Genomic DNA, 13,352 nt, shown 5'->3' with positions numbered 1-13,352 from the left:
GGAAAGTTACCGGTTGAAAAATGCACTTTCTTCAATCAAAACACAAGATGGAATTTAATGTAAACACTAGCTGCAAGCCTATGTAAATTTCGCTGCATTTTTCTGCACTTTTTGCTTGCAAAAAACAAACGATGAGTAGTAGTAAATTAAATGAATATATAGAGGTGCCATATGAAATCAAAAAATAGAGATCAAAAAAGTTTAGAAAAGGAAGGCTGGATCCTCCCTGATAAAAATAAGAAAAATAAAGATGGTAGTTTGCTCCCCGGTTGTAGTGATATCTTTATTTTGTTCATTCAATTTGGTTTTTTGGCACATCAAACGACCAGTCTTTTTAAGAAGATATTATAAAAAACAACATCATCATTTTCTTTATTTAAGTTAACAGTTTTACAAATTTGACTTAGATTATCAGGTTGTGATTGATCAATATATTTATCCTTATATGACAGATGATGCGAAAACTATGTGGAATCAAAAAGTTAATTTGGACAAACTGTTGAATATAGCCAAATACGTGCGACAAAAACAAAATATTGATTAACGGTCAATAGTTTAATTACAAAGGATAACCCTGAAGATATATCTTCAGGGTTATCCTTTGTTCAAGAAACAGCAGCTATAAAATAAATGCGCTTATTAAGAAATGCTGATTATCTTAATAATTTTTTCCATTCAGCTTATTTTAATCAGTCCTCGATTTAGAATATCCCGCCAAAAGCTTCTATAAACCAATTGAAGAAGTTTAACCTATATTATTATATAACGTTACTAACTTTTAAAGGCCCCCTGCATCATAAATTAAAAGATATTTAAGCTCTAGAATGATTAGATGTGAAGATTTATATTTAGGAGTTAACATAGGCCGCCGTCAGAGATAATTTTCAGACATAAAAAAGACCCTTTCCACAAAAGTGGAAAGGGTCTTTGAAACGCAAAATTAACGTTTTGAGAACTGAGGTGCACGACGAGCGCCTTTAAGACCGTATTTTTTACGTTCTTTCATACGAGCGTCACGAGTTAGCAATCCAGCACGTTTAAGTGTTGGACGGTATTCAGGATCTGCTTGTAGTAAAGCACGAGCGATACCATGACGGATAGCTCCAGCTTGACCAGTGTAACCTCCACCGCTAACGTTTACTAGGATATTGTAGCTTCCAGTAGTTTCAGTAGCTACTAATGGTTGTTTTACAACTTCACGCAAAGCTGCAAATGGAATATAGTTTTCAATTTCACGACCATTGATGATGATTTGACCGTCGCCTGGTACTAAACGTACACGTGCAACGGAACTTTTACGACGACCAGTACCGATATATTGAACCTGTGCCATTTTTTTTACCTCCCTTATTAATTATCCGCGAAGTTCGTAAACTTCTGGTTGTTGTGCTTGGTGCGGATGCTCGCTACCAGCGTATACATGTAATTTTTTAAACATTTGACGACCAAGAGAATTCTTTGGAAGCATGCCTTTGATAGCAAGCTCAAGCATTTTCTCAGCGTAGTTTGTACGCATTTCTAAAGCTGTTCTTTGCTTTAGTCCACCTGGATGCATTGTGTGACGGTAGTAAATTTTATCAGTCAATTTTTTACCAGTCAATTCGATTTTTGAAGCATTTAAAAGAATAACATGATCACCAGTGTCCACATGTGGTGTGAAAGTTGGTTTGTGTTTACCACGTAGAATTGATGCTACTTCACTAGCAAGACGACCTAAAGTTTTGCCTTCAGCATCAATCACGTACCATTTACGGTCAACAGTATTTGAATTAGCCATGAACGTTGTACGCATGAGTTTCCCTCCTGAATGTAAGTTTTTAATTTTTTGTTTGTTTTAATGATTTACGTCTATATGTTCACACAATAAGTTTCCGGGGCTTAATGTGGGTTTATAATACATACCATATTATGATATATGCTAGAGTGGCATATGTCAAGAAAATGTTACACCAGGTTTAGTTGTTATGAATATTTCTTGAAAACCTGGCTCTTTCGGGCCTAATAAAAGACCTTCCAAAGATAAAGTCCGTTTGCAGAAGCTGTCTTTCCTGCGGCTTTGCGGTCTTTCTTCTCTAGTATCTCTTTAATGGATTCCGGCTTTCGTTTGCCTCTGCCCACATCTAACAGCGTCCCAATAATAATCCGGACCATATTGTACAGGAAACCATTCCCTTCGAAGCAAAAAACAAGCATGTCCCCTTCTTCCACCAATCTCATGGAATGAATGGTCCTAACCTTATCTTCTTTGTCTGTCTTCATGGAACAAAAACTCGTAAAATCATGTTCTCCGATGAAATACTCCAATGCTTCCCTAATGGCACCTATATCCAGCTGATATGGGTAATAATAGGCAAAATTACGCTTAAACGGGTCTCTCCTTTCAGAGAGATGAATAAAATAACGGTATTCCTTGCCCTGCACATTGTATCTCGCATGAAAGCTTCTATCAACCGCCTCTATTGTGGAAAAAACAATATCATGCGGCAGCAGTGCATTTAAAGCAAGCTCCCACTTACCTGCAGGAATATCAAGATCTGAATCGAAATGAATAACTTGACCCTTTGCATGAACACCTGCATCTGTACGGCCCGATGCTTGTATCTTAATTTCACTGCCTTTATGAAGCTTTTTAAGAGCTTTTTCAATTTCTCCTTGAACAGTTCGGTCTTTTGGCTGCAACTGAAAACCGCAGTATTCGGTGCCGTCATAGCTGACTATCCCTTTATATCTTTGCATTATTTATCTCCATTATGATTTAAATACAAACAGCAATCCTGCCACTAGCACTAATAATAAAATCATGATACTATCTGTTTGCTTCCATACTAACTGACGGTACTTGGTCCTGCCCTCTCCGCCTTGATAGCCTCTTGCTTCCATTGCAGTTGCTAGCTCTTCCGCACGCTTAAAAGCATTGACAAACAACGGAATTAACAATGGAACAATAGCTTTAATTCTGTTCTTGATTGGGCCGCTAGAAAATTCGACCCCTCTTGCCATCTGTGCCTTCATTATCTTCTCCGTCTCATCCATAAGTGTCGGGATAAAGCGCAGGGAAATAGACATCATTAAAGCAAGCTCATGAACTGGAAAACGGACTTTTTTCAACGGCCCTAGGAGCGTTTCTAAGGCATCTGTCAGCTCGATTGGAGTCGTTGTCAAGGTAAGCAAGGATGTCATAATGATAAGCAGAAAGAATCTTAATGAAATAAGAATCCCCATCCTTAAACCTTCTTCATAAATCTTTATCCATCCGTATTCAAATAAAAGGTTGCCACCTTTAGTAAAGAATAAATGAAGACAGAAAGTAAATAATATAAGCCATAAAATCGGCCTTAACCCGAGATAAATATATCGGAAGGGCACCTTGGATAACAGAATCATCATACCAACATAAACAGCAAGTATAAAGTAGGTAACCGCATTGTTAGCAAGGAAAACGATACATATAAATAAAAATACGATTATCAGTTTAGAGCGAGGGTCCATCCTGTGAAGAAGAGAGTCAATGGGAACAAAACGGCCGATTATCATCTTCCCCATCATTGATTAGCCTCTTTTTTCTTTAAATGATCTGAAACTTCCATAATAAATGTCTCCATGTTTAAATGCACTCTGTCTAACTTGTATCCTAGCAGTGATTCTAATTTCTGTTGAAATCTAACTATATCCGGAACATTAAGACCAATTTCTATTAAACCTTCACTATTTGAGAATATATTCTCTGGTGTTCCTTCTTTATAAACATTTCCTTTGTTCATAATAACTATTTTATCAGCATAGATTGCGGCATCTTCCATGCTGTGAGTAACAAGAATGGTCGTTAAATTCCGCTCTTTATGAAGTCTGTAGAACATATCCATAATTTCTTTGCGCCCTCTTGGATCAAGTCCAGCGGTTGGTTCATCAAGCACAAGCACCTCTGGTTCCATTGCCAGAACTCCTGCAATTGCAACCCTTCTCATCTGCCCTCCAGATAAATCAAATGGAGATTTAGTCAAATACTCTTCAGACAGACCAACTTCTTTAAGCGCCTTTTTTGCTCTTACTTTAGCTTCTTCCTCGCTTACACCAAAGTTCATCGGTCCAAAGCAAATATCCTTTTCCACTGTCTCCTCGAAAAGCTGGCTTTCGGGAAACTGGAAGACGATTCCTACCTTTTGACGAATAGGGGCAAGGTTTTTATTTTTACGTCCAGATTCGATTAGTCTGTCGCCAATTACAACACTACCATTTGAAGGTGTTAACAGAGCATTCAAATGTTGAAGGACGGTAGATTTCCCAGAGCCTGTATGTCCAATAATAGCTGTATATGATCCAGAGGTAATGTTTATGTCTACATCCTTAATAGCCAGAGTTTCAAATGGTGTATTCTCTTGATACTTATAAGCTACTCTTTGAAGTGAGATGTCCATAACTCTGTCACCAACTCTTCTTCTGTCAATGTAATTTTGTCCAGTTGAACTCCCTGCTTACGAAGACCGCTTCTCAGCTTTATCGCAAATGGGATATCCAACCCAATATCAATTAATTCCTTTTCTAACTGAAAGATTTCAGAAGGATTCCCCTCTTTATATATCTTCCCTTCATTCATAATTATGATCCGGTCTGCTCTTGCAGCTTCGTCTAAATCATGAGTGATGGAGATAACGGTCATGTTCTCCTCCTTCAGCTCTTTCATTAATTCCAGCACTTCTTGTCTGCCTTGCGGGTCAAGCATGGAAGTAGCTTCATCCAGCACGATGATGCTAGGTTTCAAAGCAATTACCCCAGCAATGGCTACTCTCTGTTTTTGACCGCCTGAAAGATGGTGCGGCTCTTGATCAAGAAAAGGCAACATATTAACTTTTGATAAAGCTGCTTCTACCCTTTTATGCATTTCTTCTCTGGGGACGGCAATATTTTCTAACCCAAAAGCCACATCATCTTTTACTGTAGTACCTACAAACTGGTTATCAGGGTTTTGAAATACCATGCCTATCTTTCTTCTTGCTTCCCATACTGTTTCTTCAGAAATAGTTACATCACCTATTTGAATTGAACCTTCCGACGAAAAATATAAGCCGTTTAACAGCTTTGCAAGTGTAGATTTGCCAGAGCCATTATGTCCTACTATCGCCACCCATTCCCCTTGCTTTACTTGAAAGGAAACGTTATCGAGAGCTTTTCTTTGTTGATCTTCGTACATAAAAGATAAGGAATCAACTGTTACCAATACTTTATGGTCCATATAATACCCCACTCATTTTTCTTTTGCCAAAAAGAAAACTCGCCTTACGGGCGAGCTTTGAATTGGTTTAACATAAGATTGATATTTTTTATAAAATCCTATGTCCCTGTTATCCAGGTAATTCATATGTTGTAAAGAATCTTATGATATTCCTATTCTTCGCACCCTGAATGCTTCTTTAAAAACGAAAAAAGCCCGCACCCCAAATTCACATTGAATTTATTGAGGTGCTAGAGCTAGACGAGACATTTCTATCTTTTTTTCCTTAATGCTCATCGTAACACTCTGTTTTGGCTTGATAGCATATAGAATGAGACTGCTAAAGAAAAAGGGTACTTGAACAAGTTTGATAGCAATATAAACTGTCCCGCACCCTAAGTTCTTTTAAAATCTCTTTATTATACTAACTCGATAATTACCATTGGTGCACCGTCTCCGCGACGAGGTCCCATTTTCATGATACGTGTGTATCCACCTTGACGTTCAGTGTAACGAGCAGCGATGTCGCTGAACAATTTTTGAACAGCATCTTGGTTTTCTTCAACGTTAGCAACTTCATTACGTACGTAAGCAGCAGCTTGACGACGTGCATGAAGATCTCCACGTTTACCAAGTGTAATCATTTTTTCTACAACAGAACGAAGTTCTTTTGCACGAGCTTCAGTTGTTTCAATGCGCTCGTTGATGATTAAGTCTGTTGTTAAGTCACGTAACATAGCTTTACGCTGTGCGCTAGTGCGTCCTAACTTTCTGTAACCCATGTGTGATTCCCTCCTTTTGTTGTTATTCAAGCAGCTGGGCAATCAAAAACGGCTGTTTATCAGTCGTCTTTTCTCAGGCCTAAACCTAGCTCTTCCAGTTTATGCTTAACTTCTTCCAGAGATTTTCTACCTAGATTTCGAACCTTCATCATATCTTCTTCAGTTTTATTTGCCAATTCTTGTACTGTATTAATGCCAGCACGTTTTAGGCAGTTATAAGAACGAACAGATAGATCAAGCTCTTCAATCGTCATCTCAAGAACTTTTTCTTTTTGATCTTCTTCTTTTTCTACCATTATCTCAGCATTTTGTGCTTCATCAGTTAAACCAACGAAGATGTTTAAATGCTCTGTCAAAATCTTTGCACCAAGTGCAATAGCATCTTGAGGACCTGTACTACCGTCAGTCCAAACGTCAAATGTTAGTTTATCATAATTAGTCAATTGACCAACACGAGTGTTTTCAACTTGATAATTCACTCTAGATACAGGCGTATAGATAGAGTCAATTGGAATAACACCAATCGGCTGATCTTCACGCTTGTTCTGCTCAGCAGGTGCGTATCCACGACCACGCTTAGCAGTTAAACGCATGCGAAGATTTCCGTTGCTGCCCAATGTAGCGATATGAAGATCTGGATTCAAGATCTCTACATCACTGTCATGAGTGATGTCCGCTGCAGTGACAACTCCTTCACCTTGCATATCAATCTCTAAAGTTTTTTCATCATCAGAGTAGATTTTAAGTGCTAGTTTTTTGATGTTCAATATGATAGATGTTACATCTTCCACGACGCCTTCAATTGTTGAGAACTCATGAAGTACCCCATCAATTTGAATGGATGTGATAGCGGCACCAGGGAGTGAGGATAATAGAATACGACGTAAGGAGTTACCCAAAGTAGTACCATATCCACGCTCAAGTGGCTCTACGACGAATTTGCCGTATTTGGCATCATCGTTGATCTCAACCGTTTCGATTTTTGGTTTTTCTATTTCGATCATCAAAATATACCCTCCTTCAAAACGTCGAAACCCCGGCTAACTGAGTAACCGAAATTCCCCATGTTTACGTTCCCGCTTTGTGCACAACAACTGGGTTAATAATTCTGTACGGGCTTTTTTAAAAAGTTTTAATCAAATCCCAGTATAGACAAGGATAAATGATTTTATACAGAAAAATTAAACGCGGCGACGTTTAGGTGGTCGGCAGCCATTATGAGGAACTGGAGTTACATCTCTGATAGCAGTAACTTCAAGACCTGCAGCTTGAAGAGCACGGATAGCAGCTTCACGACCAGCACCTGGTCCTTTTACAGTTACTTCAAGAGTTTTCATACCATGTTCCATTGATGATTTAGCAGCAGTTTCAGCAGCCATTTGAGCAGCGAAAGGAGTAGATTTACGAGAACCTCTAAATCCTAGAGCTCCTGCACTTGACCAAGAAAGAGCATTACCATGAACATCAGTGATAGTTACGATTGTGTTGTTGAATGTTGAACGAATGTGTGCAATACCAGATTCGATATTCTTTTTCACACGACGTTTACGAGTATTCGTTTTACGTGCCATTACTAGTACCTCCTTTACCGATTATTTTTTCTTGTTAGCTACAGTCTTACGAGGACCTTTGCGTGTACGAGCGTTGTTTTTCGTGTTTTGTCCGCGAACTGGAAGACCACGGCGGTGACGAAGACCACGGTAGCAACCGATCTCCATTAGACGTTTGATGTTAAGTGAAACTTCACGACGAAGGTCACCTTCAACTTTTAGTTTGTCAATGATATCACGGATTTTGTTAAGTTCATCTTCCGTCAAGTCACGAACACGAGTATCTTCAGAAACACCAGCTTCTGCCAATACTTTTTGTGCAGTAATTTTTCCGATACCAAAAATGTATGTTAAAGATATTACTACGCGTTTTTCACGTGGAATATCCACACCAGCAATACGTGCCATCTATATGCGCACCTCCTTATTATTAACCTTGTTTTTGTTTATGTTTAGGGTTTTCACAGATAACCATAACTTTCCCACGTCTGCGGATAACTTTGCATTTTTCGCAGATAGGTTTAACAGATGGTCTAACTTTCATTATCCTAACCTCCTTGATAGTACGGAGTGCAATCAGATTATTTAAAGCGGTAAGTGATTCTTCCGCGAGTCAAGTCATATGGAGATAACTCAACCGTTACTTTATCACCAGGTAAAATGCGGATAAAATGCATACGAATTTTACCAGAAACGTGAGCCAATACAGTATGACCATTTTCTAATTCTACCTTAAACATGGCGTTCGGCAAAGTTTCAGTGATTGTGCCTTCAATTTCGATTACATCGTCTTTAGCCATCGAATAAATTCTCCCTTCATTTTAAAATGCGAAATACTTTAAACTAAATATAGCAAAGTGTAGTTCTCTCTTTTGTAACACGATCGGTGTACATCAACTACTCTGAACTGCTCTATAATATACTAATTCGTCATATAACTGCAACTAATTGATTATAACACAATGTTAAACCTTCGTCCGCTAATAATGACAAATTAATAATAAAAATTATAAACTTCCATCAGAATCGACCAATGTGACCACCAACACAGCTAATATTGCTTTTACACTCCGTTATAAAGCTATATTAAAAGTAATATTTCTTGCTAACAGGGTAATATAAAAACACTAGCAAAGTGCTAACTGCGGCTGTTTCACTGCTTTTGTTAATTACTGCAAAAAAAATAGCATGGACACTTCTTCAAGAGTCTAACCGTATTTTTCGCATCACATACACAATCGCTACATGAAATGCCGTAAAGATCTTCGCATTCCGATATTAAAATAAAGAGGGATTACCGATTGCGCACACCTGGTCCTATACCTTATGTCCATAATAGAAAGAATAATAGTTACCTTCTTCACTACTAGATAAAAAAGCAATTCAAGCGGAGCTACCATGAAATCCAAAATACTCTGCACCAATTATCATAAATTGATTATTCTTCTAACTCACATAAACATTAAAATTCATATTTATGCTTTATTTGTTACAGATATAACCATAGGAATTATTATACCTTTTGAAAAAAGGAAATGCATCATGTTTAGGAATAAACTCCTTAGCCATTTCATCCCAATTCTTCTATTTTATTCTCTGATTTAAGTCCATGCTAGATTCAGATTAGTCTAAGCAAAAGTGTTTTATGAATTTAGGATTACTTAAGAGTACTTAGTAATTCATCCAGATCTGAGAATACTTTTGAAATATCTTGTTGGCCATTGAAGTTTTTCAAGTAGCCTTTTGACTCATAAAAATCAAGTAATGGTTGAGATTGTTTGATGTTAACATCCAAACGGTTTTTGACAGTAGCTTCATTATCATCTGCGCGTTGATATAACTCACCGCCACAGCGATCGCATGTATCTTCTTTAGCAGGCGGGTTGAACACCAAATGGTATGTCGCTCCGCAAGACTTACAAATACGGCGTCCTGTCAGTCTTTCCATTAATATTTCTTGATCGACTTGAACATTGATTACATAATCAAGTCTTTTTTCTAAATCAGACAAAATGGATTCTAAAGCTTCAGCTTGTGGAACAGTACGAGGGAATCCGTCTAGAAGAAAACCCTTTTCACAATCATCCTTACTAAGTCTTTCGCGAACGATCCCGATAGTAACTTCATCAGGAACCAATTCACCTTTATCCATAAATGATTTTGCTTTTAGTCCAAGCTCTGTTTCATCTTTCATTGCAGCACGGAACATATCACCAGTTGAGATATGAGGGATGCCATATTTCTCGACAATCTTCTCGGCTTGTGTACCTTTGCCTGCGCCAGGGAGCCCCATTAAGACTAAATTCATGCGTATTCCCCCCTAAATAAAGTCTTGCACATAAAATTCAAGGGACAAGAGTCCCCTAAAATTATATGTTATTTTATAAATCCTTTATAGTGACGTTTAACTAGCTGGGATTCTAACTGCTTCATTGTTTCCAGTGCAACACCGACTACGATTAGTAGACTCGTTCCACCAATTTGCGCAGATTGCGGTAACCCGGCAATGTTGATAAAGAACACTGGAAGAATGGCAATAACAGCCAAGAATAATGCACCGACTAATGTTAAACGGTAAAGAACACGAGTCAAATATTCTTGCGTACTTTTTCCTGGTCTGATACCTGGAATGTATCCACCTTGCTTTTTCAAGTTCTCTGAAACTTGTTCAGGATTAACTTGGATAAAAGCATAGAAATAAGTGAATGCAAGAATTAATACTGTATAGATAACCATTCCAATAGGATGCGTGTAGTCGAATACTTTTTGTATCCAAGTTGTTACAGCATTTTGCTCAAAGAATGATGCGATTGTTCTTGGAGTAACCAAGAATGAAACCGCGAAAATAACCGGGATAACTCCAGCAGAGTTAACCTTTAGCGGAAGATGTGTAGATTGTCCTCCAACCGAGCTGTTTCCATTTGTCATTCTTTTCGCATATTGAATTGGGATCTTTCTAAGTGCTTGCTGGATGAAGATTACTCCAACTACAAGAGCTACCACTGCAACTAGAATTAGAAGCACTGTAGCAATGCGCAAGAATAATTGATCACCAGGGTTTTCAAACTGTTGTGCATAAATTTGGTTAGCGATATTTGGAATTCCAGCAGCTATCCCAGCAAAGATGATAATAGATATACCATTACCAACACCTTTTGACGTGATTAGTTCCCCAAGCCACATCAAGAAAGCAGTTCCTGCTGTTAACACAACAGAGATTACCAAGTAGGAACTAAATCCAGGATTAGTAATCAAAGCACCACCTGCAAGGTTATTGAAACCATAAGACATTCCAAAGCCCTGAATGAAGCCTAAGACGATAGTGAAGTATCTAGTAAATTGAGTTAACTTACGTCGACCAGCATCACCTTGTTTAGACCATTCAGTGAACTTAGGTACAACATCCATCTGCAGCAAGCTGACAATGATAGATGCTGTGATATATGGCATAATCCCCATAGCAAGTATAGAAAAGTTGCTAAGCGCGCCGCCGCCGAATGTATTTAGAATACCGAAGGCACTAAAAGCATCCTGCGCTTGTAAAAACTCTGCATTTACATAAGGTACCGGTATGAAAGTACCGATACGGAATATAATCAACATTAATAGGGTGAATATGATTTTACGTCTTATTTCACCCACGCGCATAAAATTGGAGATTGTCTGAAACATTAAATCACCTCAGTTTGACCGCCGGCAGCTTCAATAGCTTCCTTTGCAGCAGAGGAGAATTTATGTGCTTTAACAGTAAGCTTTTTCTCAACTTTGCCATTTGCAAGAATCTTAATTCCTGCTTTCTCGTTGCTCACGATTCCAGTTTCGATAAGAAGTTCTGGAGTCACTTCTGCTCCATCTTCGAAACGGTTAAGAACATCAAGGTTAACAATTGCGTATTCTTTACGGTTGATGTTTGTAAAACCACGTTTTGGTAAACGACGGAATAAAGGAGTTTGACCACCTTCAAATCCTAGTCTTACACCCCCACCTGAACGTGCATTTTGACCTTTATGACCTTTACCAGCAGTCTTACCAGTACCTGAACCGATACCACGACCGACACGCTTACGTTCTTTACGAGAACCTTCTGCAGGTTTTAATTCATGAAGTTTCATATTGGCACCTCCTTATTGAAGAAGAATGATTTTTAGTTTTCTTTAACAGATACTAAATGTGATACTTTAGTGATCATGCCGCGGATAGCAGCATTATCTTGTTGTTGTACTGTTTGGTTTACTTTACGCAAACCTAACGCTTTAACTGTTTCGCGTTGGTCTTGAGGACGACCAATAACGCTTTTAGTGAGGGTAATTTCCAGTTTGTTTGCCATCTAATTTCCCTCCTTATCCTAACAGTTCTTCTACTGATTTACCACGTAACTTCGCTACGTCTTCAGCACGTTTTAATTGTTTTAAACCGTCTAAAGTTGCACGAACCATGTTAATTGGTGTGTTTGTACCTAAAGATTTAGATAGGATATCAGCAACACCAGCTAACTCAAGCACTGCACGTACTGGACCACCAGCGATAACACCAGTACCTTCAGAAGCAGGTTTTAGCAAGATTTCACCAGCACCGAAATGTCCGATAATTTCGTGTGGGATTGTTGTACCAACCATAGGTACTTCCACAAGATTTTTCTTCGCATCTTCAACTGCTTTGCGGATTGCATCTGGTACCTCTTGAGCTTTACCAGTACCAAAACCAACATTGCCGTTTTTATCTCCAACTACTACAAGTGCAGAGAAACGGAAACGACGTCCACCTTTAACAACTTTCGCTACACGGTTGATAGTAACAACGCGTTCTTCAAGTTCAAGTTTGTTTGGATCAATACTACGACTACGCATCTATTTTTGTCCCTCCTTTGACTATTAAAATTCTAAGCCGTTCTCACGAGCAGCATCAGCTAAAGCTTTTACGCGACCATGATATAAATATCCACCGCGGTCAAAAACAACTGATTTAACACCTTTTTCTACAGCACGTTTAGCTACTAATTCACCGATCTTAACAGCAGCATCAAGGTTGCTAGCAGATTCTAAGTTAAGCTCTTTATCTAAAGTAGATGCGCTAGCGATTGTTACGCCATTAACATCATCAATAAGTTGAGCGTAAATGTGTTTGTTTGAACGGAACACATTTAGACGAGGACGAGCTTGAGTACCGCTTAGTTTAGAACGCACACGTGCGTGTCTTTTTTTACGGGTTTCATTCTTGTCAGCCTTCGTAATCATTCAGGTCACTCCTTTCGTTTACCTATCCGGCATTACTTACCTGTTTTACCTTCTTTTCTACGTACGAATTCGCCTTCGTAACGAATACCTTTACCTTTGTAAGGCTCTGGTGGGCGAACGTCACGGATGTTAGCAGCAAGTGCTCCAACGCGCTCTTTGCTAGTACCTTTTACAACTACTTTAGTTGCAGAAGGAACTTCGATTTCGATTCCTGCTTCTGGTTCGATCTCAACTGGGTGAGAGTAACCTACGTTAAGAACAAGTTTGTTTCCTTGTTTTTGAGCACGGTAACCTACACCGATTAGTTCAAGACCTCTTTCAAAGCCTTTAGAAACACCTTCCACCATGTTAGATAACAAAGCGCGAGTTGTTCCGTGCAATGCACGATGTTCCTTCGCATCTGAAGGACGAGTAACGTTAATCACGTTCTCTTCAACGTTGATTGCGATATCAGAGTTAAAAGTACGAGTTAATTCGCCTTTAGGACCTTTAACCGTTACAGTACTGTTATCAATAGTAACTGTAACGCCTGCTGGTACTTCGACTGGTTTTTTACCTACACGAGACATTTAGTTGC

At 38.7% G+C, this 13,352-nt stretch carries 20 protein-coding genes; 1 reads left to right on the top strand and 19 read right to left on the bottom strand.

The window, feature by feature from the left end:
- Window positions 1-171: 171 nt before the first annotated feature.
- Window positions 172-351: a hypothetical protein gene (locus M3600_RS23740; protein ID WP_233318719.1), complete on the top strand. Its 180-nt coding sequence runs from the start codon at window positions 172-174 to the stop codon at window positions 349-351.
- A 589-nt stretch (window positions 352-940) separates the two neighbouring features.
- Here M3600_RS23740 and rpsI read toward each other — a convergent pair.
- The 19 genes from rpsI to rplF all read right to left on the bottom strand — a co-directional run bounded on the left by rpsI (window position 941) and on the right by rplF (window position 13,344).
- Entirely contained in the window at window positions 941-1,333 is a 393-nt protein-coding gene (gene rpsI / locus M3600_RS23735) for a 30S ribosomal protein S9 (protein ID WP_150911003.1), read from the bottom strand.
- A gap of 21 nt (window positions 1,334-1,354) precedes the next feature.
- On the bottom strand, window positions 1,355-1,792 hold the full coding sequence (gene rplM, locus M3600_RS23730; protein WP_127742459.1) for a 50S ribosomal protein L13: 438 nt from the start codon (window positions 1,790-1,792) through the stop codon (window positions 1,355-1,357).
- Between the two features lie 206 nt (window positions 1,793-1,998).
- On the bottom strand, window positions 1,999-2,736 hold the full coding sequence (gene truA, locus M3600_RS23725; RefSeq protein ID WP_251647796.1) for a tRNA pseudouridine(38-40) synthase TruA: 738 nt from the start codon (window positions 2,734-2,736) through the stop codon (window positions 1,999-2,001).
- 12 nt (window positions 2,737-2,748) lie between these two features.
- Window positions 2,749-3,546 (bottom strand): energy-coupling factor transporter transmembrane component T family protein, encoded by a 798-nt coding sequence (locus M3600_RS23720; protein WP_237940542.1) that lies wholly within the window; start codon window positions 3,544-3,546, stop codon window positions 2,749-2,751.
- The gene (locus tag M3600_RS23715) at window positions 3,543-4,415 is read right to left on the bottom strand and encodes an energy-coupling factor ABC transporter ATP-binding protein (protein WP_233318713.1); all 873 of its coding nucleotides are present in this window, start codon (window positions 4,413-4,415) and stop codon (window positions 3,543-3,545) included. Before M3600_RS23715 ends, M3600_RS23720 begins: the two co-directional genes overlap by 4 nt.
- Entirely contained in the window at window positions 4,391-5,230 is an 840-nt protein-coding gene (locus M3600_RS23710; protein WP_237940541.1) for an energy-coupling factor ABC transporter ATP-binding protein, read from the bottom strand. Before M3600_RS23710 ends, M3600_RS23715 begins: the two co-directional genes overlap by 25 nt.
- A 398-nt stretch (window positions 5,231-5,628) precedes the next feature.
- Complete coding sequence (gene rplQ, locus M3600_RS23705) at window positions 5,629-5,991, bottom strand: 50S ribosomal protein L17 (RefSeq protein ID WP_127742449.1); 363 nt, start codon at window positions 5,989-5,991, stop codon at window positions 5,629-5,631.
- Window positions 5,992-6,050: 59 nt separating this feature from the next.
- On the bottom strand, window positions 6,051-6,995 hold the full coding sequence (locus M3600_RS23700) for a DNA-directed RNA polymerase subunit alpha (RefSeq protein WP_233318741.1): 945 nt from the start codon (window positions 6,993-6,995) through the stop codon (window positions 6,051-6,053).
- 177 nt (window positions 6,996-7,172) lie between these two features.
- Window positions 7,173-7,562, bottom strand: a complete 390-nt coding sequence (rpsK, locus tag M3600_RS23695; protein ID WP_233318710.1) for a 30S ribosomal protein S11 — start codon at window positions 7,560-7,562, stop codon at window positions 7,173-7,175.
- Between the two features lie 21 nt (window positions 7,563-7,583).
- A complete protein-coding gene (rpsM, locus tag M3600_RS23690) occupies window positions 7,584-7,949 on the bottom strand; it encodes a 30S ribosomal protein S13 (protein ID WP_127742447.1) in 366 nt (121 codons plus the stop codon).
- A 22-nt stretch (window positions 7,950-7,971) separates the two neighbouring features.
- Window positions 7,972-8,085 (bottom strand): 50S ribosomal protein L36, encoded by a 114-nt coding sequence (gene rpmJ, locus M3600_RS23685; RefSeq protein WP_000868344.1) that lies wholly within the window; start codon window positions 8,083-8,085, stop codon window positions 7,972-7,974.
- A gap of 37 nt (window positions 8,086-8,122) precedes the next feature.
- Entirely contained in the window at window positions 8,123-8,341 is a 219-nt protein-coding gene (gene infA / locus M3600_RS23680; protein WP_016204578.1) for a translation initiation factor IF-1, read from the bottom strand.
- Window positions 8,342-9,198: 857 nt separating this feature from the next.
- Window positions 9,199-9,849 (bottom strand): adenylate kinase, encoded by a 651-nt coding sequence (locus tag M3600_RS23675; RefSeq protein WP_233318706.1) that lies wholly within the window; start codon window positions 9,847-9,849, stop codon window positions 9,199-9,201.
- A 68-nt stretch (window positions 9,850-9,917) separates the two neighbouring features.
- Window positions 9,918-11,213 (bottom strand): preprotein translocase subunit SecY, encoded by a 1,296-nt coding sequence (gene secY / locus M3600_RS23670; RefSeq protein WP_233318704.1) that lies wholly within the window; start codon window positions 11,211-11,213, stop codon window positions 9,918-9,920.
- Window positions 11,213-11,653, bottom strand: coding sequence for a 50S ribosomal protein L15 (rplO, locus tag M3600_RS23665; protein WP_233318703.1), 441 nt, complete (start codon window positions 11,651-11,653; stop codon window positions 11,213-11,215). The genes secY and rplO overlap by 1 nt, the downstream gene beginning before the upstream one ends.
- A 32-nt stretch (window positions 11,654-11,685) precedes the next feature.
- Window positions 11,686-11,868, bottom strand: a complete 183-nt coding sequence (gene rpmD / locus M3600_RS23660) for a 50S ribosomal protein L30 (RefSeq protein WP_233318701.1) — start codon at window positions 11,866-11,868, stop codon at window positions 11,686-11,688.
- 13 nt (window positions 11,869-11,881) lie between these two features.
- Window positions 11,882-12,388 (bottom strand): 30S ribosomal protein S5, encoded by a 507-nt coding sequence (gene rpsE, locus M3600_RS23655; protein WP_233318700.1) that lies wholly within the window; start codon window positions 12,386-12,388, stop codon window positions 11,882-11,884.
- Between the two features lie 24 nt (window positions 12,389-12,412).
- Window positions 12,413-12,775, bottom strand: a complete 363-nt coding sequence (gene rplR, locus M3600_RS23650; protein ID WP_233318698.1) for a 50S ribosomal protein L18 — start codon at window positions 12,773-12,775, stop codon at window positions 12,413-12,415.
- A 32-nt stretch (window positions 12,776-12,807) separates the two neighbouring features.
- Window positions 12,808-13,344, bottom strand: a complete 537-nt coding sequence (gene rplF / locus M3600_RS23645; RefSeq protein ID WP_233318696.1) for a 50S ribosomal protein L6 — start codon at window positions 13,342-13,344, stop codon at window positions 12,808-12,810.
- Window positions 13,345-13,352 lie beyond the last annotated feature (8 nt).

Source organism: Niallia sp. MER 6 (assembly GCF_023714395.1).
GTDB lineage: Bacteria > Bacillota > Bacilli > Bacillales > Cytobacillaceae > Niallia.
Note: the sequence above shows the minus strand (reverse complement) of the source record. Positions and strands in the feature narration are given on the sequence as shown.